Below are 20,064 nucleotides of genomic sequence, written 5' to 3'. Positions count from 1 at the left end.
AAAAGAGCGTTCGGGTCTCGCGAATCGACGGGGGGAGGTCGCGACCGCTCGGCCGGACAGCCGACACCTGGGGGTATTAAAGTCCCATGCGGACGCAGGCCGCGAACCGACCCGCTAGGGGCCTGTTTTCCTTCAGCGAATGCGAAATACGGAGCATCGGCTGCCCGACGGGAGTGCCGACGGGCGACGAGCGGACGGGGGGAGCCGCCCCGACGAAACGGATGCCGACGATCCGGACTGTCCGGAGTCGCTGATCGTCGTCTCGAACCGCCAGCCGTACCGCCACGAGTACGAGGACGGCGACGGCGACGAGCGGTCGATCGCCGTCGACGAGCCCGCCGGCGGGCTGACCGCCGGTCTGGACCCGGTCGTCCGGGAGGCGAGCGGCACCTGGATCGCCTGGGGTGACGGCGAGGCCGACTTCGCGGTCACGGACGAGAACGACTGCGTCGCCGTCCCGCCGGGTGAGGACGCCTACACCCTCCAGCGGATCGACCTCTCCGAGGAGGCCGTCGACTCCTACTACTACGGCTTCAGCAACCAGGTCCTCTGGCCGCTGTGCCACGAGTTTCCCGACCTGATCGAGAACGGCGACACGTGGTCGAACGATTTCGAGTGGTACCACACCGTCAACGAGCGGTTCGCCGACGCCGTCGCCACACACGCGACCGCCGAGTCGGTCGTCTGGATCCAGGACTACCACTTCGGGCTCGCACCGCGGCTGATCCGCCGGCAGATCCCCGAGACGGCGACGATCGCACACTTCTGGCATATCCCGTGGCCGACGCCGGAGACGTTCGCCGAGTGTCCCGCCGGCGAGGACGTCCTTGCGGGGCTGCTCGGCAACGACCTGCTCGGATTCCACGTCGATCGGTACGCACGACTGTTCATGGAGTGTGTCGAGCAGTACCTCGACGGCGCGGTCGTCGATCGTGACCGGTGGATCGTCGACTACGAGGACGGGACGACCCACCTGACGACCGACGCGATGGGTGTCGACGCGGACACCTACGACAGGGCGGCCCGTCAGGACACGGACGTCGACGCGGTGCTCGCAGAACTGGGCGTCTCCCCCGACGTGACACTCGGGCTGGGGGTCGATCGGCTCGACTACTCGAAGGGGATCCCCGAACGGCTCGCGGCCCTCGAGCGGTTCTTCGAGCGCAACCCCGATCGGCGCGGCGAGTTCACGTTTCTCCAGAAGGCGACGCCCTCGCGAACCGGCATTCCGGCCTACCAGCGGCTCGGCGAGCTGGTCCGCAGCGAGGTGACCCGGATCAACAGCCGCTTTGGAACCGACGACTGGCAGCCGATCGTCTACACCGAGGAGTACGTCTCCCAGGAGAACCTCTGTGCGCTCTACCGGCGGGCCGACGCGATGCTCATCAGCCCGCTGCTGGACGGGATGAATCTCGTCGCTCAGGAGTTCGTCGCCTCGAGCGTCGACGAGGACGGCGTCTTGCTGCTCAGCGAGCAGACGGGGGCCCACGAACGGCTCGGCGACGACGCGGTGACGATCGATCCGACCGACACCGACGGCGTCGCGGCCGCGCTCGAGACCGCCCTCGAGATGCCCGCAGACGAGCGCCGACGCCGGATGCGAACCCTGCGCGAGGACGTCTTCGAGGCCGACCTCGAGGCGTGGATGGACAGCCAGTTCGCGGCGATCGCCCGCCTGCACGGGTCGCGCGAGTCGACCGACGAGCAGGGTGCCCAGACACCGCCCGTCTAACATGCAACGCCAGCGAACGAAACCGAAACCGGTCGACGAGCTTCGACCCCGCGTCCGGTCAGAGCTGGCCGATGCCTCGGAGCTGTTGCTCTGTCTGGACTTCGACGGGACGCTGGCGCCGATCGTCGAGGATCCGGACGAGGCGGAGCCGACGGATCGCGTCGAGGACGTCCTCGACGCGATCACGACCGAGCCCGAGGTGACGACCGCCGTCGTCAGCGGCCGCGCGCTCGCGGACGTTCGCGAGCGGGTCGACGGCCCGCGGATCTACGCCGGCAACCACGGCCTCGAGCTCGAGCGGGGCGACTCGGTAGCTGTCCACCCGGTCGCACGCAAACGTGGCGCGCGCATCGACGCCGTCTGCGAGGTCCTGGAGGTCGCGCTCGATCCGGTGCCGAACGCCCACATCGAGAACAAGCGTCTGACCGCGACGGTTCATTTCCGGTCGGTTCCGGAGCCGGCGAGACCGCAGGTCCGTCGGCTCACCCGCGAGGCCGTCTCGCGGTTCGGCGGCGACGGGCTCGAGCTCTCGGACGGGAAGGCAATCCTCGAGATCGGTCCCGCGATCGACTGGGGGAAGGGCAACGCCGTCGAGATGCTCATCGCCGACGGCGCGGACGGTACGCTACCGGTCTATATCGGCGACGACGTCACCGACGAGTCGGCGTTCGGTGCCGTCGAACCCGACGGAATCGGCGTCCGCGTCGGCGACGACGCGCCCACCGCAGCCTCCGGGCGCGTCCGCTCGCCCGAGGCGGTCGCCGACCTGATCGAGTGGTTCGCGACCGACGGGCTCGAACGGGTTCGGGACGGCCCGACCGGGCAGCCGTAGTCGACGACCCCCAAACCGACCCCAGAGCGGCTGTTTCGGTCCGAAAGCCGCTCTCGAGTCGGTTCGAGCGGCTGTAGTAAACACCGGCCGGAGTCGAAAGTATTAGTCACCACTGGAAATATAGTGGGCGGTACGAGCGTGACAGAGAGTGAAACTACGACAGCCAACTGACTTCCTGATCCTCGAGGAGCTCGAGGACAAGGGCCGAAACGTCGCGACCAACCTGGCAGCCCACACTGGCAAGAGCCGAAAGAACATCAACACCAGACTTCCGGTGCTCGAGGACTACGGACTCGTCGAGAAGATCGGTCCGGCCGAACGGTCCGGGCTCTACGAGATCACGTCGCTCGGGAAAGCGGCGCTGGTTTACCGCGACAGATACGACGACGTCGACGACTTCGAGACGCTGCTCAGAAACGAAGCGGACCTCGAGACGGCCGACGAGGGGCCGTCTCCGGCGGCCGACGACACCGGCGAACAGCGAAGCTTCGCCCGCGGCGAGACCGACGCCGGCGAGGAGTAGGATCCGGACGGGTTCGCCGTCAGTCACAGCCTGAAGCCGCCGCTGTAGGCTTCCAGTTCGCGACGTGAACACGTCGAAAAGGTAAGACTCAGCGCTCGCTCCCGATCTCCGATCGGCGGGTACGCGGTTCCACACCGCGTCCGATCACCGTCGTAGTCGGGATCCCAGGCGTAGCTGCTGAGCATCGGCGTCGCGACGACACGGTCCCCGCTGTGGAACGCGATACCGTGGTCGTGCTCGAGGCCGAGCGCGTGTCCGACCTCGTGTAACAGGATCTGGATCGTTCGGATCGGGCGCTCGTTCGGAACGATCCGGTGAACTGCGCCGCCGTCGTGGACCGACTCCAGTTCGGCGAACGGCGGCAGCGTCGCGAGATAGCGGGCGCCGCCGACCGAGGCGACCTGGGGGAGGGCAAACCCTGTCGGCGCGGTCGTCATCTGACCGTCGGTCACGAGCAGGTTGACGTCGGAGACTGGGTCGACGTCCCCGATCCCGACCGCACCCGACGCGAGCGTCGCGGGCCACTCGCCCTCGCTCGTGACCCGAGCGCCGTCCTCGCGCGAAACCGAGACCGTCCCGCCGATCGAGAGCTCGAGGTCCCAGTACTCGTAGGTAAGCAGCGCCTCGAGGTACTCCCGGAGCCGTCCGGTGACGCCGTCGTACTCTGTGGCCCGTTCCGAGAGCCAGACCCGCATCTCGAGCCGGTCGGTCGGCTCCCGCCGTACGTAGCCGACCGTTCCGACGGTGGCGACCGAGGCGGCCGAGCCGGCGAACCCGACCAGCAGCTGGCGCCGCGTGAACCCCGCAGGTCGCTCGTCCGTGTCGTCGCTCATGTCTGTGTTCCGGTCACGGCTCGCGGTTGGCGATCCCTACGAACTACGACGGCCCGTCCTAAAACGGTTCCATTCGGCCTACTGAGGATCAGGACGTCCGTACTGTCGGTTCTGGTGACGGCTCCACCGGTACCGACGTCGAACGACGCGAACTGCCTCCCCCTCGATCCGCACCTCCGTCCGCGCTGGCAGCGCCTCGGGATCGATCGCAGCGAGCAACAGCGCCGCTCCGGCGTCGGTCTCGACCAGCAACCGATCGGGGTCGGCCTGCCGAAGCCGACGCTGCCACTCGCCCGCACGGAGGCGGCGGCGGACCTCCCAGCCGGTGTAGTAGCTCCCGTTCGACCCCGCGAGGACGTCGTCGGCTCGGAGCTGCGGCGTCGTCGGCTCCCCGTCCTCGCCCGCGCACCCTCGTGGCCCGTTCCGATCGCACATTGCTCGAACCGAGTCGGCCGACCCCCATTGCCCGTCGGGTTATCAATTACAACAGTTTTGTCGGGGTGACTCTCTTTGCGACCGGACTGCCGTCGCCGACGGACGGTCGGGCGAGCCGACGCTACAGGTGCGTCGAGAGCGTGGTGACGAGCTTTCGCTCGGCTCGCCTGAGGTGGTCGTCGACGGCCCGTCGACCGATTCCGATCTCGTCGGCGAGCTCGGCCGTCGTCGTCTCGCGGGGGATCTCGTAGTAGCCCGTCCCGATCGCCAGCGAGAGGACCTCCCGCTGGCGGGCCGTCAGCTCCGGGAGCAGCTCCGCGGCTGACAGCAGCGGGGTCGACCGCGCGGGAACGTCGACCTCGCGTTTCGACAGCACCTCGACCGCGAACCCGTCCTCGCGGAGCGCGGCGTAGAGGTCGGCGAGGTGGTCGGCCCGGAGCGCGAGGACGCGACAGCGCTTCCGGCCGTCCTCGTAGCGCAACGGGGGGAGCAACAGGCAGCTGTGGGCCTCGAGGTAGCGATCGACGGACGACGTCTCGTGGCGTTTCAGACAGGACGTCGTGATGACGACCGCCTCCCCGTCCTCGCGGACGCAGTCGTCGATCCCGACGTCGGCTTCGAGCCGGGAGAGCACCGAGCCGATCGACGACCCCCTCACGGAGAGGAGGTCGGCGTGGTCGTTACACCAGAGCTCGATCCGACAGTCGGTGTCCGCCGTCGGCTCGGTGTAGGCGCTCGAGTCGGTGATCGCGAGGGTCGCCTCGTACACGCTGAGGAGGATGCGCCCCGTTTATTTATAAATACAGTTCCGTACGGAACAGCGAACGTGTTGGGGCTTCGCACCGTGGGTCCGGGCATGGACAGCGAGAACCGATCGACCCTCGGCGACGGGGATCCAAGCGAGCAGTGGCAGGAGTACCGGGGCGCGCCGACCGGCACCGACCTCGAGTGTGAGGGGTGGCGCCAGGAGGCTGCCCTCCGGATGCTCAACAACAACCTCGACCCCGAGGTCGCCGAGCGACCCGAGGATCTGGTCGTCTACGGCGGGACCGGGCGAGCAGCGCGGTCGTGGGACGCCTACGACGCGATCCTCGCGGAACTGCGCTCGCTCGCGGACGACGAGACGTTGCTGGTGCAGTCGGGCAAGCCGGTGGGTCGGTTCGAGACCCACGAGCGCGCACCGCGGGTGCTGATCGCGAACTCGAACCTCGTCGGGAACTGGGACGACTGGGACCACTTCCACGAACTCGAGGCCGAGGGGAAGATCATGTACGGCCAGATGACCGCGGGCTCGTGGGCCTACATCGGCACCCAGGGGATCATCCAGGGAACGTTCGAGACCCTGGCCGAACTCGCCCGCCAGCAGTACGACGGCGATCTGTGCGGACGGACGGTCGTGACCGCCGGCCTCGGCGGAATGGGCGGCGCACAGCCGCTCGCGGTGACGATGAACGGGGGCGTCTGTATCGCCGCCGAAGTCGACGAGAAGCGGATCGACCGTCGTCTCGAAACCGGCTACTGCATGGAGAAGGTCGACGACGTCGGGGAAGCGATCGAGCGCGCGGAAGCGGCGCGTGAGGCGGGCGAAGCCTACAGCGTCGGCGTTCACGTCAACGCGGCGTCGCTGCTCGAAACCATGCTCGAGCAGGGGTACGTTCCGGACGTGGTGACGGACCAGACCAGCGCGCACGACGCACTCGAGGGGTACTACCCCGACGGCTACACGGTCGCCGAGGCCGACGAACTGCGCGAGGACGACCCCGACGCCTACCTCGAGGCGAGTCTGGACACGATGGAGCGCCACGTCGACGCCATCCTCGCGATGCAAGATCGGGGCGCGATCGCGTTCGAGTACGGCAACAACATCCGCGGGCAGGTCCAGGACCACCGCGGGCACGAGGACGCGTTCGCGTTCCCCGGCTTCGTCCCCGCCTACATCCGCCCGCAGTTCTGTCGGGGCAAGGGGCCGTTCCGGTGGGCCGCGCTCTCGGGTGATCCCGCGGACATCCACCGAACCGACGAGGCCGTCCTCGAGCTGTTCCCTGAGAAGGATCACCTCCGTCGCTGGATCGAGCTCGCACGGGAACAGGTGCAGTTCCAGGGCCTGCCCAGTCGGGTCTGCTGGCTCGGGTACAGCACGGACGGTGAGGGCGAGGACGCACTCACCGAACGGGCGCGCTTCGCCCTGCGGATCAACGACCTCGTCGCCGAGGGGGAGATCACGGCCCCGATCGTCGTCACGCGAGACCATCTCGACGCCGGCTCGGTCGCGAGCCCGAACCGCGAGACCGAGGCGATGCGAGACGGCACTGACGCCGTCGCCGACTGGCCGATCCTCAACGCCCTGTTGAACTGCGCCGCCGGCGCCGACATCGTCAGCGTCCACGACGGCGGCGGTGTCGGCATCGGCAACTCGCTGCACGCGAACAACCACGTCGTGCTGGACGGCTCGGAGCTCGCCGCGGAGAAGGCGAGGGCCGTCTTTACGACGGATCCCGGAACGGGCGTCGTCCGCCACGCCGACGCCGGCTACGAAGCGGCCCTCGAGGAGGCCCGCGAGTCGGGGGTTCACGTTCCGATGGAGGGAGGGGATCGCGCGTGAGCGACGTCGCCCGATTTGCGACCAACCCCGACTGGGCTGCTACCGGCGGCTGGGACGCCTTCGCCGACGGCGACCCGAACGACGAGCTGTTCGGCGATATCGTCGAGCGGGTCGCCCTCGAGGACGCCGCCGCGCACGAGGCCGTCCTCGTCGGCGAGCCGTACGACGACGCCGTCCTCGGCCGACAGGGCGCCCGTGAGGGGCCGCCCGCGATCAGGCGAGCGCTCGCCCGAACCAAGACCCACCACTTCGACGGCGGCCCCGTCGCGGGGGTCGCGGATCTCGGCGACGTCGCCGCGCTGGTCGACGTCCTCGAGTCCGAGGGCGCCGACGCAGCACCCGACGTCGCCGCGGTACAGGCCGAGCTCCGCGAGACGACTCGACGCGTCCACACAAGCGACGCCCTCCCGATCTTCGTCGGCGGCGACAACTCCCTGACCTACCCCAACGTCGCGCCGCTGCTCGCGGACGGCTCCGTCGGTGCGATCAACCTCGACGCCCACCTCGACGTCCGCGCGCTCGCGGACGGTCCCACGAGCGGGACGCCGTACCGCCAGCTGCTCGCGGACGGGCTCGCGGGCTACGCCTGCGTCGGCGCCCGCCACTTCGAGACGTCTACCGAGTACCACGACTACTGTCGCGAGCAGGGGGGCGAGGTCGTCACGAGCGAGGAGGTCGCCGACGGCGTCGTCGAGGCCGCCGACCGTGCGCTCGAGGCGGTCGGCGACGCCGACGCCGTCTACGTCAGCGTCGACTGCGACGTCCTGGACGCAAGCGCCGCACCGGGGGTCAGCGCGCCGACTCCCGGTGGGCTCACGACCCGGGAACTGTTCCGTCTGCTTCGCGTCCTCGCGAGCGACGAGCGGATCGCCGGCTTCGAGGTCGTCGAGTGTGCCCCGCCGCTGGACCCCGAGGGACTGACGGCGGACGCCGCCGCGCGGGCGATCGCGCACTTCCTGGCGGGCTACACGGAGGGACGACGATGAGCGGGATCGAGCGCGCCCGCGGCGACACGGCGGACGAGGGCACCTGCGTCGTCCACGACATCGGTGAACTCGTCGTCGGGCCGAGCGAGGACGCCGACACGCAACTCGAGATCCGCGAGGACGCCGCCCTCGCAGCGGTCGACGGCGAGGTCGTCGCCGTCGGCGCGAGCGACGAGGTGACCCGCGAGTACCCACCGGAGAACGCGGACACGGCGATCGACGCCGACGGACGGGCGGTCGTGCCGGGGTTCGTCGACCCCCATACCCACGCCGTCTTCGCGGGCGATCGCTCCGACGAGTTCGAGGCCAAGCTGCAGGGCAAGGAGTACCAGGAGATCCTCGCGGAAGGCGGTGGCATTCTCCGGACCGTTCGGGCGGTCCGCGAGGCGAGCGAGGATCAGCTGGTCGCGACCCTCACGAGCCACCTCGAGACGATGCTCGAACACGGCACCACGACGATCGAGGTGAAGTCGGGGTACGGACTCGACACCGAGACCGAACTCGAACTGCTCGCGGCGATCGACCGCGCGGCCGACGCCCAGCCCGCGGCTCTCGTCCCGACGTTCATGGGTGCCCACGCGGTTCCCGACGGGAAAGACGCCGAGGCGTACGTCGACGAGGTCGTCGCCGAGCAGCTCCCCGCGGTCGCCGAGCAGGGGGTCGCCGAGTTCTGCGACGTCTTCTGCGAGGACGGCGTCTTCGACGTCGACCAGTCCCGCCGCGTCCTCGAGGCCGGCCGCGAACACGACCTGTCACCGAAAGTTCACGCCGAGGAGTTCACCCGCCTCGGCGGAGCCCAGCTCGCGGCCGACCTCGGGGCGGTGAGCGCCGACCACCTGCTGTACGCGACCGACGACGACATCGGCGCGCTGTGCGAGGCGGGAGTGGTCCCCGTCCTGTTACCGGGGACCGCCTTCGGTCTCGGCGAGGCCTACGCCGACGCGCGAGCGTTCCTCGAGGCTGGGGCCCCCGTCGCGCTGGCGACCGACTTCAACCCCAACTGCCACTCCCGGAGCATGGAGTTCGTCCAGACGCTGGCCGCCGTCGAGATGGGGCTGACGCCCGCGGAGGCGCTGCTGGCCACGACCCGGAACGCGGCGCTGGCGCTTGGTCTCGAGGACGGAACCGGGACGCTCCGCGAGGGCGCACCCGCAGACGCCGTCGTCCTCGAGGCGCCGTCGTACGCCCACATCGCCTATCGGTTCGACACGTCGGCAGTCGATGCAGTGCTCAAGGCTGGGGAGGTGGTGGCAGAATGACGGCTACGATCGCCGATGCGACGTCTCGCTCGGGCACGCTCGAGCTAAAACCGAATACGGCTCCGAAACGGACGACTTCAGTAGGTGATAATCTCGTAGCCGTCCTCGACCAGCGAGCGGATGCTCGGATGCCCCTCGTGCTCGTCGAGCAGCTCGGCCGGACTCGCTTCGACCTCGTCGGCGACCTCGTAGGCGTTCGCGCAGTAGTGACACGCCGACATGAGGTCGGTCAGCCCTGCGTAGAGCTCGTGGTAGTCGTGACCGTCGTCCTCGAGTTCGGGGATCCACTGGGTACCCGCCCCGTCGAAGACGATTTCGACGTCGTCACCTGCCTCGTCGAACTCCTGGGCGGTCTGGAGCGCGTTGACGACGCGGCCGAGGTCGGAGGGCGATTCGGTTCCCGCGAGGACGACGATTGCTGCGTTTGGCATGTAGCCGCAGCTTCGGTACCCGCACGGATCCCCGTTGGGCGCTCGTGTGCGGGCTTCCCACGAGCGATCGTCGCGAGGGAACGCCGAGGTGATCGACGGTGACGGTCGTCCTCGACGGCGAGTCGCTGACTCCCGAGGACGTCGCAGCAGTCGCACGAGACGAAGAACGGATCGAGGTCGCCGAGCCGGCCCGCGAGCGTCTCAGAGCCTCCCGGGCCCGCGTCGAGGACGTGATCGAGAGCGGCGAGGCCGTCTACGGGCTGAACACCGGGTTCGGGGAGCTGGTCGACGAGCGCATCCCGCCCGCGGAGATCGAGCAGCTCCAGACCAACCTGCTGCGAAGCCACGCCGCCGGGGCGGGACGCGAGCTCGAGCGCGAGGAGGTTCGCGCGATGCTGGTCGCCCGGATCAACGCCCTCGTGACGGGCTACTCGGGGATCCGCGAGACGGTCGTCGACCACCTCGTCGCGATGTGCAACGAGGGGGTCCACCCGGTCGTCAGGTCGCGGGGGAGTCTCGGTGCCAGCGGCGACCTCGCGCCGCTCGCTCACGCGTCGCTGGTGGTGATCGGCGAGGGCGAGGCCGACGTCGATCGCCACGACGCCGAGGACGGGGCGCCCGACACGAAGCGACTCGACGGCGAGGCGGCACTCGCCGAGATCGGTCTCGAACCGCTCTCCTTACAGCCCAAGGAAGGGCTCGCGCTCATCAACGGCACCCAGCTGACCGCCGGCCTGGCTGCCCTTGCGGTCGTCGACGGCGAACGGCTCGTTCGCGGCGCGGACGCCGCGGGCGCGCTGACGATCGAAACGTCGCTCGGGACGACGGCGACGGCCGATCGGGCGATCCACGAGGCCCGTCCCCACACGGGTCAGCTCGAGAGCGCCCGGACGGTTCGCGAGCTCACCGCGGGCAGCGAGATCGTCGAGGCCCACCGCAACTGCGATCGGGTTCAGGACGCCTACTCGCTGCGGTGTCTCCCGCAGGTCCACGGCGCGGTTCGGGACGCCCTCGAGCATCTCCGGGAGGCCGTCGAGGTCGAACTCAACAGCGCGACGGACAACCCGCTGGTGTTCGCGGGCGACCGCGTCGACGCCCGGGCCTCGGGCACCGACCGTGCGGCCGTCCTCTCGGGCGGGAACTTCCACGGCGCGCCGCTGGCGCTGCGCCTGGAGTACGCTCGCCTCGCGCTGACCGACCTCGCGGCGATCAGCGAGCGTCGGATCGACCGCCTGCTGAACCCCAACCTGCAGGAGCCACACCTGCCGCCGTTTCTCGCGGCCGATAGCGGCGTCGAGTCGGGCTACATGATCGCCCAGTACACCGCGGCGGCGCTGGTCAACGAGCTGCGGTCGCTCGGAGCCGCCTCGGCGGACAACACGCCCGTCAGCGGTGGCCAGGAGGACCACGTCAGCATGAGCGCCCAGTCAGCGCTGCACGTCCGTCGGGCCGTCGAGAACGCCACGCAGGTCGTCGGCGCCGAACTCGTCTGTGGGGCTCAGGCCGCAGAGTACGTCGACGACGCGTTCGAGACCGACGACTCGCTGTCGCTGGGTGTGGGAACGGGCGCCGTCTACGAGCTGGTTCGGGAGGTCGTTCCCTCCCTCAAGGCGGATCGACCTGTCCACGACGACGTCGACCGCGCCGCGGCGCTGCTCTCGCGAGGACTGGTCGATGAATCGATCGCTCGTGCCACCGGATCGAGCGGGAACTGACAACCGACCGTCCCGACGCCGTCATCGAATTCTTCACCCTTATAGCGCTCGAGTACCTACCCGAATCCGCCTTCGTCGGTCGAAGGCACCGGCGCGACGGGAACCGTTCGAAACGCCACCACCTACCGTTTCCACCGCCGACGCCGGATTTTTCACAGCGTTCCGCCGCTCTCCTCGAAGAACTCGCCCAGCACCGTCTTGAGCCCCTTCCGGAGGTGCTGGTGCATCGTCGGCGGCGAGACGTCCATCGCTTCGGCGATCTCCTCACCCGTGCTCTCGCGTGGCCAGTCGAAAAAGCCGCTGTAGTAGGCCAGCCGCAGGGTCGACAGCTGGCGGTCCGTGAGCTGATCGAGGACGTCGTCGCGGCGTTCGGCGGCCGTCCTGACGGGGTGGTCGACCTCGCGGCGGGCCTCGAGCTCGGTGTTCTCGTAGACGAACTTCAGCGCCTCGGCGACCTCGCGGACGTCGGCGTCCCGTGGCACCTCGACCAGGACGGACGCGGAGCCGTCCTCGACGACCACGTCCCGGATCGTCGCGCCGTGGTGGGCGAGAGTCCGGACGCCCGACTCCGCCATTCGGATCTCGAGCGTGCAGCTGTCGGTCCCGTCGTAGATGAGCCGACATTCCTCGATGGTGTCGTGGTTCTCGGCCTCCTCAAGGACGGTCTCGCCGTCGACTCCGTCGACGGTCACGTACTGGAAGATCCGGCCGTCGGCGGTCGAGCCGGCCCACTCCAGCGAGACCGTACAGTCGTACTCCGTCGAGAGGTAGAACGTGAAGGTATCGCCGTCGTCGACCCGAAACTCGAGTTCGAGGACGGTGTCGGAAAACAGCAGCTGTCGGTTCTTGACGGCGCTGATGGTGAACCCGGTCGTCTCCCCGAGCAGCTGGAAGCCACTCACCTCGCTCTCGCTGAAGGTGTCGTTCCGGTCGGCGACCACCGCGAGGACGCCGTAGATGGTTCCGCCGTGGCTGATCGGGACGACGACGGCGGCGTCGATCCCGTCGGCGCGAGCGGCCTCGCGGATCGCCTCGGGGATCGACTCGTCGCCGGAAACGTCGTCGATCCGCTGGATCTCGCCGGTCGTGACCGCCCGCTGGGCGGGTCGCTGGTCCTCGGGATCGCAGCTCTCGACTGCCTCGAGGTAGCGCTGTGCGGCGCCGTCACCGGTCCGGTAGGAGAGCTCCCCTTCGCCGGTGCGTTCGGCGATCCAGGCACCGCAGTACAGCTCCGACTCGACGAGCTGTTCACAGACTTTCCGCTCGATCGCCTCCTGGGTCGGTGCCTCGACGAGGGTCTCGATCACCTGTCGGACGACCTGGTTGATCCGGTTGACGGTCTCGAGCTGGTCCCGGCGTGACTGGAGCCGCCGTTCGCGCTCGGCCCGCTCGGTGATGTCCCTGGCCAGCCAGACGACGGCGCGTTGCCCCTGGATTCGTCCCTCGACCGGGACGATGCGGGCCTCGAATCGGCGTCGTCCCTCGGTCGTGTCGGCGCCGTACTCGATCGACTGAATCGAGTCGGTCTCGATCGCGCGCTCGAGTGCCGACTGCAGCCGTGCGGCGACGTCCTCGGGAAACACCGACGCGAACGTTTGCCCGACGAGTTCGTCCTGGGGCGTCGAGTACAGCGCCGCCGAGTCGGGCCGGACCTTCGACTCGAAGTAGGTCCCGTCCTCGCCGATGACGAACGCCTCGTCGGGGAGTTCGTTCGCCAGGATCCGGTGGTACGCCGCCGACTTGTCGATCGACGGACTGGCGATCGTGTCGACGATCCGGTCCGCCTTCGACCCGGGATCGTCGGCCGCGAGATACTCGCTCGCTCCTGCCCGCAACGCGGCCGTCGCGGCGCGTTCGCTTCCCTCCGGCGGTGCGACGACGACCGGGACGGTCTGTAACACCGACTGCACTCGATCGAGGACCGACCGGATCGTCGCCGGCCGGTCGGATTCGAGGACGACGACGGACGGTCTCTCGTCGGCGGCAGCGTCCGCTCGGAGCGATTCGAGGGCCTGATCGGGCGGAATCGTGCGAACACGAACGGAAGACGTCGTTTCGATCGCGGACGACAGTTCGCTCTCGGCGGACTCCGTGATCAGGGCGACCGTGGCGTCGTTGGTTACGTCTTGCATAGCGTCTCGGTTCAGTTTCCGGCACCCGCTGGCGCCGATTCGAGTACTTCGAGACCATCATCGGCCACCGACGTAAGTGCTTGCCATTCGCAGTACTCATAGCTATGAGAAAAGGGACGAACTATCAGCCAGCGAGAACGGGACCGACGGAACCGGTTTCTCTCGTCCGAGCGACTGTTCGTGCTGGGCCACACGAAAGAACCGCGTGTATCCCCAACTGCCGACGCTGATCCCTCTCAGAGCTCGCCCTGCTCTTTGAGGTCCTCGATGATGTCGTCGACGAACGTCTCGGGGTTCTCGTAGGGGAAGTCCCCGCCCGAGGTCTTGGTGTTGAGCTCCATCGCGGTCATCGAGAACTCTCCCGACTCGAACGTCGTTCCGGGGCCGTTCGGTAGGGCCGGAACGAGGTCCATCGGACTCGAGATGGGGTAGTCTGCGCCTTCGAACGCGTCGATCATCTGGTCGCGGAGTTCGGATTCATCTGCCATCGCGTCCGCTAATTGCGTATGATAAATAATAAACCTGTTGTGAACTCCAAGCGGACGATGCTCAGTTCGTTTTGCGCTCCTGACGCCCGAAACAGTAATGAGTCAGCGCTATGAACGGTTTCGGTATGGCGAAAGATACCGTCAGATATCCCGACGCGGTCGTCGACCAGATCGACGCCCTCGTCGACGACGGTATGTTCGAGAGCAAATCCGAGTTCTACCGTTTTTCCGCCGAGTACGTCCTCACGCTCGTCGATCCGGATCACGACGTCGAGACCTTCAACTTCGAGGAAATCAAGGCCGAACTCGACATCCCCGAGGAGAGCGACGGCGCCGACGCCGACGCCGACTCCTTCCTCCTCGAGGCGATCATCACCGTCCGCAAACACGGGCTCCGGGGGGATTACGAGGCCGCCGAGGGGTTCATCGACGACCACTACGAGCCGACCGACCGGGAGTGTCTCATCCTTGAGGAACTGCTCGGCACCTACCGCGACTAGGCGTCGAACGGCTCTCCCAGCGCCTCGAGTGCGACGTTGTCCGCGACCAGCGACGCGGCCCGATCAGCCGGCCGTCGCCCCTCGAGGCCCGCGTCATCGCTCCCGCTCGAATCGTCGGGTCGATCGACCCCCGCCGATTCCGCCACGGCCGCGAGAAACGCCTCCCGGACCGGTGGGGCGTCGAACAGCCCGTGGAGGTAGGTGCCAAGCACCTCGCCGCGAGCCGCGCCAGTTTCGCCGAGTGGTCGGTCGACCATTTCGATCGCCCGGGTGCGGCCCGCGTGGATCTCGTACCCCCGCGCCGTGGCGCCGTCGGCGTCCGCGAGCAGCGGCGAGGCCGCGCCGTCGACGGTCACCGCGGTCCGCTCGAGGTGTTTTTCGGGCTCGAAGCGGGTCTCGACCGGCAACAGGCCGAGTCCCTCGAGGACGTCCTCGTTGCCGACGCCCTCGAGCGCGGCGTTGGTGAGCCGCTCGCCCAGCAGCTGGTAGCCGCCACAGAGCCCGACGATCGGGCCCGTGAACCGCTGGATGGCCGGGCCGACCGCCGACGCCCGGAGCGCGCGCAGGTCGTCGACGGCGTTTTTCGTCCCCGGAAGGACGACCGCGTCCGCGTCGGCCAGGGGGGTACGGCTCGCGTCGTTTCCGTCCTCCTCGAGGGGAACGAACTCGACGGCGACACCCGGCTCGGCCGCCAGTGCCTCGAGGTCGGTCGCGTTCGAGAGCCGCGGGAGCCGGGGGACGGCGATCGTCAGCCGTCGTTCCGCGGGGACGCCGTCGTCGGCGCCGAGGACGTCCCGCTCGCCCGGGTCCGGCAGCCCGACGCTGTCCTCCTCGGGCAGTCCCGGATCGTCGTAGGGGAGCACGCCAAGGATCGACACTCCGGTCCGGGATTCGATCTCCGCGATGCCGGGCTCGAGTAATGCGGGGTCGCCCCGGAACTTGGTGATCACGGCGCCGACGACCCGTTCGCGGACGTCGTCGGGCAACAGCTCGATCGTCCCGTAGAGGCTCGCGAACGCGCCGCCGCGCTCGATGTCGACAAGCAGGAGGACGTCGGCGTCGGCGAAGCGGGCCGTCTCGAGGTTCGCGAGGTCCCGGTCGTGGAGGTTGATCTCGGCGATGCTGCCGGCGCCCTCGGCGACGACGACCTCGTGGTCGGCCGCGAGCCGGCGGTAGGAGTCGACGGCAGCCTCGCGGGCCTCGTGCCAGTGTGCGTCGTAGTAGCTGCCAGCGGGAACGTGCTCGCGGGCCCGACCCTGGACGACGAGCTGGCTCTCGCCGTCGCCGCGGGGTTTCAACAGGACGGGGTTGCAGTCGGTCGTCGGCGCCGCTCGGGCCGCGCGGGCCTGGACGAACTGGGAGACGCCGATCTCGCCCCAGCGGTCTCCGTCCGCCTTGCCGTCCCCGTCGCTTGCTTCCGGACGGACCACGACCCGGGCGTTGTTGCTCATGTTCTGTGCCTTGTACGGCGCGACCGAGACGCCCCGGTCGGCGAGGTGGCGACAGAGCCCCGCGACCACGGTCGACTTGCCGACGTGGCTCGCGGTGCCGGCGACGAGAAGCGTCCGCGTCATCGCCCCGAACTCGAACGGGACGGGGTATCGTCCTGTCGGTTCGAGCGATTACTCCTCGTCGGTTTCCTCCCCGCGGCGCCCGCTGCCGTCGAAGGTAACCTCCTCCTCCGGATGTGGTTCGATGTGGCTCAGGATCTCGTGGGGGACGTAGCCGATGTTGTACCCCTCCTCGTTGTGGAGGACGACGCCGTGTTCGTACTCCCGGAAGTCGAAGCAGTTGATCTCCTCGTAGGCGTTGCCCGGTTTGTAGACGACCTTCATACGTCTCACGTCGCACGGGTTTCGGGTTTTCCCTGCCCTTGCAGGCGAAAGGTGTTTTCAGCGCTTCCGACAGGTTCTCGAGGCGACGGCTCCTGCGCTCGAGGCCGATCGTTCACCGCTTGATCGATATCGGTAAGACAGGTAGTTACTCCTTGATATGCGACAGAACAATTAAGACCGATCTGCACACACGTGTGTGCATGGGAGAAACCGAGTATCGGAACGTCCGACTCACCGAGGAAGCGTACCAGCGGCTCAAGAGTCGCAAACAAGAGGGAGAATCGTTCTCGGATACCGTCGAGCGAATCGCCGGCGAACGATCGCTGCTCGACTTGGCAGGAATCCTCTCGGATGAGGAAGCCGAAGAGATGCGAGACGCGATCGACGAGCGGGAAACCCAGTCACGGGAGCGACTCGATCGGCTCACCGATCAACTCGACTCGTGATCGTCGACACGGATGTCCTCATCCACCTGATGCAGGGCAACGAGAACGCTACGCAGAAGATTTCCGCACTCGAGAACCAGCACGTTCCCCTTCACATCTCGTCGATTTCCCAGTTCGAACTCTATCACAGTATCGAACGAGTACACGATTCGGCTGCCCGTCGTCGAACGATCGAGGCGGTACTCGACACAAAGCCCGTGTATCCGGCTGACAGCGCGGTGATGAAGAAAGCCGGTCGTATCGACGGGCGGCTGACGTCTGACGGCGATGCGATCGGAATGGGTGATACGATCGTCGCGGCAACGGCACTCGTCCATGAGGAATCAGTTCTTACGAAAAATGTTACACACTTCGAGCGGATCGACGGGCTTGACGTCGAGACGTTTTAGCCCTCGAGGAATGACTCGACCTCCCGCAGTAGCTGCTCGCGGTCGTCGATCAGCGGCGAGTGACCACAGCCCTCCAGCTCGACGAACGTCGCGGTTTCGCCCAGATCCGCGAGCGTCTCCTCGATCATCGCCTCGGTGATGACCAGATCGTCCTCGCCCCGCAGGACGAGCGTGTCGGCCACGATATCGGACGCGCGTCCGGAGCCCTCCGTGATGCCGTTGTGCTCGTCGCTCATGTTGAACCGGGTGAGCGCGTAGTCGACGTCGACGAGGTTCCGCTGGGTGAACATGTCCGCGACGTACTCGTCGTAGCGCTCGGGGTCGGGTTCGTCGTTGACGTAGATGAGCTGGTTCCAGATCCCCTTCATCGTCGCCGCGTCCTCCTGCTCGTAGGCCTCGAGGACGGGCGCGACCTGGACGGGATCCCGCGCGATCTCCTCGCGAGTCGTCAGCACCTCGTCGGTCGGGGTACCGTCCTCGTCCTTCCGATAGATCGGGTAGCCCCGCGTACTGCTGGGCGCGAGCAAAACGAGCTTCCGCACCCGGTCGGGGTGGGCGGCGGCGTACTCCATCGCGACCCCGCCGCCGGTCGACCACCCCCAGAGGTGAAACCGCTCGAGGTCGAGTTCGTCGACGAACAGCGCCACGTCCTCGGCGAACTTCGCGATCGAGTCGATCGGCTCCTCGTAGCTCGACTCGCCGAACCCGCGCATGTCCATCGCGTACAGCTTGTACCGGTCGTCCATCGCCTCCAGGACGACGTCCCAGTGTTTCGAGGAGGTCATGTTCCCGTGCAACAGGACGACCGGGACGTCGCCCCCCTCGCGTTCGCGGTAGCCGATCGTTTCGCCGTTCGGCAGGTCGACGGTGTCGAGCGTAACTGTCATACCACGTTACTGTACGATCGGCAACATAAGTCCACGGGCGGTCCTCACGATGGGATCGTCAGGAGAACGGTCAGTACTCCGTCCCCTGTCGCGCCCGCTGGCCCGCCTCGATCGGGTGTTTCACCTTCCGAACGTTCGTGATCAGGTCCGCGCGTTCCTCGAGGTACGACGGCTCGGCGTGGCTCCCCGACAGCACCAGCTCCAGGTCGTCGGGCTTGTCGTCGAGCAACTCGAGGACGTCGTCCTCGGCGAGCAGCTCCTGGTCGACCGCGTACAGCACCTCGTCGAGGAGTAGCATGTGGACGCCCGCCTCGGGCTCGGCCGCGAGGTCGATCGGCGCCGCGAGATCGGCCTCGTCGGCCGCCGCGAGCAGCTCGCGGGCGCGCTCGAGCCCCGCTTCGGCCTCCGCCTGGTGGTCGGCGTCCTCGCTGCCGTCGGCCATCCCGTGCCAGCCGTAGTGGCCGAGGTTCTCGTAGCTCATCCCCGGTAGGGCGGCGATCGCGTTGTACTCGCCGCGGACGGCGTCGACGCTCGAGGCGCCGCCTTTCATGAACTGGAGCAGATGAACCCGGTAGCCGTGGCCGGCCGCGCGCATCCCCATTCCGAGCGTGGCGGTCGTCTTTCCCTTTCCGTCGCCCCACCAGACCTGGACGAGCCCGAACGACTCGGGCGCCGCGGGTTCGATGCGTTCGGCTTCGGGCGTTCGTCCCTCGCCCGGCGTGTTCTCGAGGACGTCGCCGTTCGCGGATCGGTCGTCGCTCATACGGATGGCCTGGCCCGGAGCCTACATGTAGCTACCCCCTCGCGTGGCCGACCAAACGTGTCTTTAGGCTTCGTTCCCAACCCGCGTGTACTCGTATGCCACTCGAGTTCTCCTCGTCGGACGACGCCCCCTCGTGCGAACACGTGTTCAGTGCGTTGACCGACGACGCGTGTCGGGAGATCATCGCGGCCCTCGAGGAGCCCCTGACCGTCGAGGAGACGGCCGAGGAGATCGAGCGCCCGCTCTCGACGACCTACCGGAAACTCGACCGACTGACCGAGGCCGGACTGGTCAGGGAAACGTCCGGAGTCGGTCGGAGCTGCCACCGCAAGTCCCGCTACGTCGCTGACTTCGAGCGGGTCGCGATCGCGCTCGACGACGATCGTTCGATTCGGGTCGAGGTCGACGGCTCGAGCGACCCGCTGGTCGGTCTCTGGACTCAGGACTCCTGATTTCTCTCCCCGTTTACCGTCCATCCGAGACGATCCTGCCGTCCCGTAGCTCAAGGACGCGATCGGCGGCAGCGAGGGTCTCGGCGTCGTGGGAGGCGACGAGCATCGCTCGCTCTCGGCCGATCTCGGTCAGCAGCTCGAGGACGCGCTGTCCGGTCGCGGTATCGAGCTCGCCGGTCGGCTCGTCGGCGACGATCACGTCGGGGTCGGTCGCCAGCGCCCGGGCGATCGCGACCCGCTGGCACTCGCCGCCGCTTAACTCCCCGGGAAGGTGTTCGATCCGGTCGCCAAGTTCGACCCGCTCGAGCAGCGCCGTCGCCCGTTCTCGGCGCTTTCGTTTCGGGACGCCGTCCTGCACCAGCGGGAGCGCGACGTTCGCCCGCGCGGACAGCGAGGGCAGGAGGTGGAACCGCTGGAAGACGATCCCGATCCGCTCGCGACGGAGGCGAGTTCGCTCGCGAGCCGACAGCGCCGTCAGGTCGGTGCCCTCGACCGTCACCCTCCCCGCCGTCGGCACCAGCAGGCCGGCGACGGCGTGGAGGATCGTCGACTTCCCGCTCCCGCTTGGCCCCTCGAGGCCGACGATCTCGCCGCTGCCGAGCGCAACGGAGACGTCCTCGAGGGCGGTCACCGTTCGCTCCGATCGCGAGCGGAACCCGCCGTCGGAGCCGTACTCGTGGGTGACTGCCGCGAGTCGGACCGCCGTCGCGTCGCGTTCTGGCGACCGGGAGGCCGTCGGCTGTGTCGTTTCTCGAACCGGTCGATCGGTGCTCATTACGAGAGGACGACGGCTCCGGCGGTCATTGTTTCGGACCGGTTTCCAT

General features: G+C 68.1%; 22 protein-coding genes. 11 read left to right on the top strand and 11 right to left on the bottom strand.

Features of this window, described 5'->3' with window-relative positions; genetic code table 11:
- The first annotated feature begins 139 nt into the window (after positions 1-139).
- From NATOC_RS15460 to NATOC_RS15450, 3 genes are all read left to right on the top strand, one after another.
- Positions 140-1,732: an alpha,alpha-trehalose-phosphate synthase (UDP-forming) gene (locus NATOC_RS15460; RefSeq protein WP_015322415.1), complete on the top strand. Its 1,593-nt coding sequence runs from the start codon at positions 140-142 to the stop codon at positions 1,730-1,732.
- Position 1,733: 1 nt separating this feature from the next.
- Complete coding sequence (otsB, locus tag NATOC_RS15455) at positions 1,734-2,564, top strand: trehalose-phosphatase (protein ID WP_015322414.1); 831 nt, start codon at positions 1,734-1,736, stop codon at positions 2,562-2,564.
- Between the two features lie 148 nt (positions 2,565-2,712).
- Positions 2,713-3,087, top strand: coding sequence for a winged helix-turn-helix domain-containing protein (locus NATOC_RS15450; RefSeq protein ID WP_015322413.1), 375 nt, complete (start codon positions 2,713-2,715; stop codon positions 3,085-3,087).
- Between the two features lie 23 nt (positions 3,088-3,110).
- On the opposite strand, the gene NATOC_RS15445 is transcribed toward NATOC_RS15450, so the two are convergent.
- The 3 genes from NATOC_RS15445 to NATOC_RS15435 all read right to left on the bottom strand — a co-directional run bounded on the left by NATOC_RS15445 (position 3,111) and on the right by NATOC_RS15435 (position 5,124).
- Positions 3,111-3,920 carry a hypothetical protein gene (locus NATOC_RS15445; RefSeq protein ID WP_015322412.1) on the bottom strand — a complete coding sequence of 270 codons (810 nt, stop codon included), beginning with the start codon at positions 3,918-3,920 and terminating at the stop codon, positions 3,111-3,113.
- 78 nt (positions 3,921-3,998) lie between these two features.
- Positions 3,999-4,355 carry a hypothetical protein gene (locus NATOC_RS15440; protein WP_015322411.1) on the bottom strand — a complete coding sequence of 119 codons (357 nt, stop codon included), beginning with the start codon at positions 4,353-4,355 and terminating at the stop codon, positions 3,999-4,001.
- Positions 4,356-4,476: 121 nt separating this feature from the next.
- On the bottom strand, positions 4,477-5,124 hold the full coding sequence (locus tag NATOC_RS15435; protein WP_015322410.1) for a helix-turn-helix domain-containing protein: 648 nt from the start codon (positions 5,122-5,124) through the stop codon (positions 4,477-4,479).
- Between the two features lie 87 nt (positions 5,125-5,211).
- On the opposite strand from NATOC_RS15435, the gene hutU reads away from it, so the two are divergent.
- The 3 genes from hutU to hutI are packed head-to-tail and all read left to right on the top strand — an operon-like array spanning position 5,212 to position 9,202.
- Complete coding sequence (gene hutU / locus NATOC_RS15430) at positions 5,212-6,957, top strand: urocanate hydratase (RefSeq protein WP_015322409.1); 1,746 nt, start codon at positions 5,212-5,214, stop codon at positions 6,955-6,957.
- Entirely contained in the window at positions 6,954-7,943 is a 990-nt protein-coding gene (gene hutG, locus NATOC_RS15425) for a formimidoylglutamase (protein ID WP_015322408.1), read from the top strand. Before hutU ends, hutG begins: the two co-directional genes overlap by 4 nt.
- The gene (gene hutI, locus NATOC_RS15420) at positions 7,940-9,202 is read left to right on the top strand and encodes an imidazolonepropionase (protein WP_015322407.1); all 1,263 of its coding nucleotides are present in this window, start codon (positions 7,940-7,942) and stop codon (positions 9,200-9,202) included. Before hutG ends, hutI begins: the two co-directional genes overlap by 4 nt.
- Positions 9,203-9,279: 77 nt before the next feature.
- On the opposite strand, the gene NATOC_RS15415 is transcribed toward hutI, so the two are convergent.
- Entirely contained in the window at positions 9,280-9,633 is a 354-nt protein-coding gene (locus NATOC_RS15415; protein WP_015322406.1) for a DsrE family protein, read from the bottom strand.
- Between the two features lie 98 nt (positions 9,634-9,731).
- Between NATOC_RS15415 and hutH the strand changes: the two genes are divergently transcribed.
- Positions 9,732-11,348: a histidine ammonia-lyase gene (gene hutH / locus NATOC_RS15410; protein ID WP_015322405.1), complete on the top strand. Its 1,617-nt coding sequence runs from the start codon at positions 9,732-9,734 to the stop codon at positions 11,346-11,348.
- 152 nt (positions 11,349-11,500) lie between these two features.
- On the opposite strand, the gene NATOC_RS15405 is transcribed toward hutH, so the two are convergent.
- Both NATOC_RS15405 and NATOC_RS15400 read right to left on the bottom strand, forming a co-directional pair.
- Entirely contained in the window at positions 11,501-13,480 is a 1,980-nt protein-coding gene (locus tag NATOC_RS15405; protein WP_015322404.1) for a bacterio-opsin activator domain-containing protein, read from the bottom strand.
- 236 nt (positions 13,481-13,716) lie between these two features.
- Positions 13,717-13,968, bottom strand: coding sequence for an MTH865 family protein (locus NATOC_RS15400; protein WP_015322403.1), 252 nt, complete (start codon positions 13,966-13,968; stop codon positions 13,717-13,719).
- 125 nt (positions 13,969-14,093) lie between these two features.
- Here NATOC_RS15400 and NATOC_RS15395 point away from each other — a divergent pair, with 125 nt between their 5' ends.
- The gene (locus tag NATOC_RS15395) at positions 14,094-14,468 is read left to right on the top strand and encodes a CopG family transcriptional regulator (RefSeq protein ID WP_015322402.1); all 375 of its coding nucleotides are present in this window, start codon (positions 14,094-14,096) and stop codon (positions 14,466-14,468) included.
- Here the strand turns inward: NATOC_RS15395 and NATOC_RS15390 are convergent.
- On the bottom strand, positions 14,465-16,042 hold the full coding sequence (locus NATOC_RS15390) for a cobyric acid synthase (protein WP_015322401.1): 1,578 nt from the start codon (positions 16,040-16,042) through the stop codon (positions 14,465-14,467). The two genes, NATOC_RS15395 and NATOC_RS15390, sit on opposite strands and share 4 nt — an antisense overlap.
- 48 nt (positions 16,043-16,090) lie before the next feature.
- Positions 16,091-16,303, bottom strand: a complete 213-nt coding sequence (locus NATOC_RS15385; protein ID WP_015322400.1) for a hypothetical protein — start codon at positions 16,301-16,303, stop codon at positions 16,091-16,093.
- Between the two features lie 200 nt (positions 16,304-16,503).
- Between NATOC_RS15385 and NATOC_RS15380 the strand changes: the two genes are divergently transcribed.
- Together NATOC_RS15380 and NATOC_RS15375 are read left to right on the top strand one after the other, a co-directional pair.
- Entirely contained in the window at positions 16,504-16,749 is a 246-nt protein-coding gene (locus NATOC_RS15380; protein ID WP_015322399.1) for an antitoxin VapB family protein, read from the top strand.
- Positions 16,746-17,138 (top strand): type II toxin-antitoxin system VapC family toxin, encoded by a 393-nt coding sequence (locus NATOC_RS15375; RefSeq protein ID WP_015322398.1) that lies wholly within the window; start codon positions 16,746-16,748, stop codon positions 17,136-17,138. The genes NATOC_RS15380 and NATOC_RS15375 overlap by 4 nt, the downstream gene beginning before the upstream one ends.
- Here NATOC_RS15375 and phaZ read toward each other — a convergent pair.
- Positions 17,135-18,025: an intracellular short-chain-length polyhydroxyalkanoate depolymerase gene (gene phaZ, locus NATOC_RS15370; protein WP_015322397.1), complete on the bottom strand. Its 891-nt coding sequence runs from the start codon at positions 18,023-18,025 to the stop codon at positions 17,135-17,137. The two genes, NATOC_RS15375 and phaZ, sit on opposite strands and share 4 nt — an antisense overlap.
- A gap of 70 nt (positions 18,026-18,095) precedes the next feature.
- Positions 18,096-18,788: a cob(I)yrinic acid a,c-diamide adenosyltransferase gene (locus NATOC_RS15365; protein WP_015322396.1), complete on the bottom strand. Its 693-nt coding sequence runs from the start codon at positions 18,786-18,788 to the stop codon at positions 18,096-18,098.
- 95 nt (positions 18,789-18,883) lie between these two features.
- Here NATOC_RS15365 and NATOC_RS15360 point away from each other — a divergent pair, with 95 nt between their 5' ends.
- A complete protein-coding gene (locus tag NATOC_RS15360; protein WP_015322395.1) occupies positions 18,884-19,240 on the top strand; it encodes a transcriptional regulator in 357 nt (118 codons plus the stop codon).
- 13 nt (positions 19,241-19,253) lie between these two features.
- On the opposite strand, the gene NATOC_RS15355 is transcribed toward NATOC_RS15360, so the two are convergent.
- Positions 19,254-20,015 carry an ABC transporter ATP-binding protein gene (locus NATOC_RS15355; RefSeq protein WP_015322394.1) on the bottom strand — a complete coding sequence of 254 codons (762 nt, stop codon included), beginning with the start codon at positions 20,013-20,015 and terminating at the stop codon, positions 19,254-19,256.
- Positions 20,016-20,064: the final 49 nt, after the last annotated feature.

It is taken from the genome of Natronococcus occultus SP4, assembly GCF_000328685.1.
Taxonomy (GTDB): Archaea; Halobacteriota; Halobacteria; order Halobacteriales; family Natrialbaceae; genus Natronococcus; species Natronococcus occultus.
The sequence above is the reverse complement of the archived record's forward strand: the minus strand, read 5'-3'. Positions and strand labels throughout refer to the sequence as shown.

Coding starts and splice junctions, on each gene's coding strand:
- NATOC_RS15460 (WP_015322415.1), top strand. CDS start 140: ATGCGAAATACGGAGCATCGGCTGCCCGACGGGAGTGCCGACGGGCGA.
- otsB (WP_015322414.1), top strand. CDS start 1,734: ATGCAACGCCAGCGAACGAAACCGAAACCGGTCGACGAGCTTCGACCC.
- NATOC_RS15445 (WP_015322412.1), bottom strand. CDS start 3,920: ATGAGCGACGACACGGACGAGCGACCTGCGGGGTTCACGCGGCGCCAG.
- NATOC_RS15440 (WP_015322411.1), bottom strand. CDS start 4,355: ATGTGCGATCGGAACGGGCCACGAGGGTGCGCGGGCGAGGACGGGGAG.
- hutU (WP_015322409.1), top strand. CDS start 5,212: ATGGACAGCGAGAACCGATCGACCCTCGGCGACGGGGATCCAAGCGAG.
- hutI (WP_015322407.1), top strand. CDS start 7,940: ATGAGCGGGATCGAGCGCGCCCGCGGCGACACGGCGGACGAGGGCACC.
- NATOC_RS15415 (WP_015322406.1), bottom strand. CDS start 9,633: ATGCCAAACGCAGCAATCGTCGTCCTCGCGGGAACCGAATCGCCCTCC.
- NATOC_RS15405 (WP_015322404.1), bottom strand. CDS start 13,480: ATGCAAGACGTAACCAACGACGCCACGGTCGCCCTGATCACGGAGTCC.
- NATOC_RS15400 (WP_015322403.1), bottom strand. CDS start 13,968: ATGGCAGATGAATCCGAACTCCGCGACCAGATGATCGACGCGTTCGAA.
- NATOC_RS15395 (WP_015322402.1), top strand. CDS start 14,094: ATGGCGAAAGATACCGTCAGATATCCCGACGCGGTCGTCGACCAGATC.
- NATOC_RS15390 (WP_015322401.1), bottom strand. CDS start 16,042: ATGACGCGGACGCTTCTCGTCGCCGGCACCGCGAGCCACGTCGGCAAG.
- NATOC_RS15385 (WP_015322400.1), bottom strand. CDS start 16,303: ATGAAGGTCGTCTACAAACCGGGCAACGCCTACGAGGAGATCAACTGC.
- NATOC_RS15380 (WP_015322399.1), top strand. CDS start 16,504: ATGGGAGAAACCGAGTATCGGAACGTCCGACTCACCGAGGAAGCGTAC.
- phaZ (WP_015322397.1), bottom strand. CDS start 18,025: ATGACAGTTACGCTCGACACCGTCGACCTGCCGAACGGCGAAACGATC.
- NATOC_RS15365 (WP_015322396.1), bottom strand. CDS start 18,788: ATGAGCGACGACCGATCCGCGAACGGCGACGTCCTCGAGAACACGCCG.
- NATOC_RS15360 (WP_015322395.1), top strand. CDS start 18,884: ATGCCACTCGAGTTCTCCTCGTCGGACGACGCCCCCTCGTGCGAACAC.
- NATOC_RS15355 (WP_015322394.1), bottom strand. CDS start 20,015: ATGAGCACCGATCGACCGGTTCGAGAAACGACACAGCCGACGGCCTCC.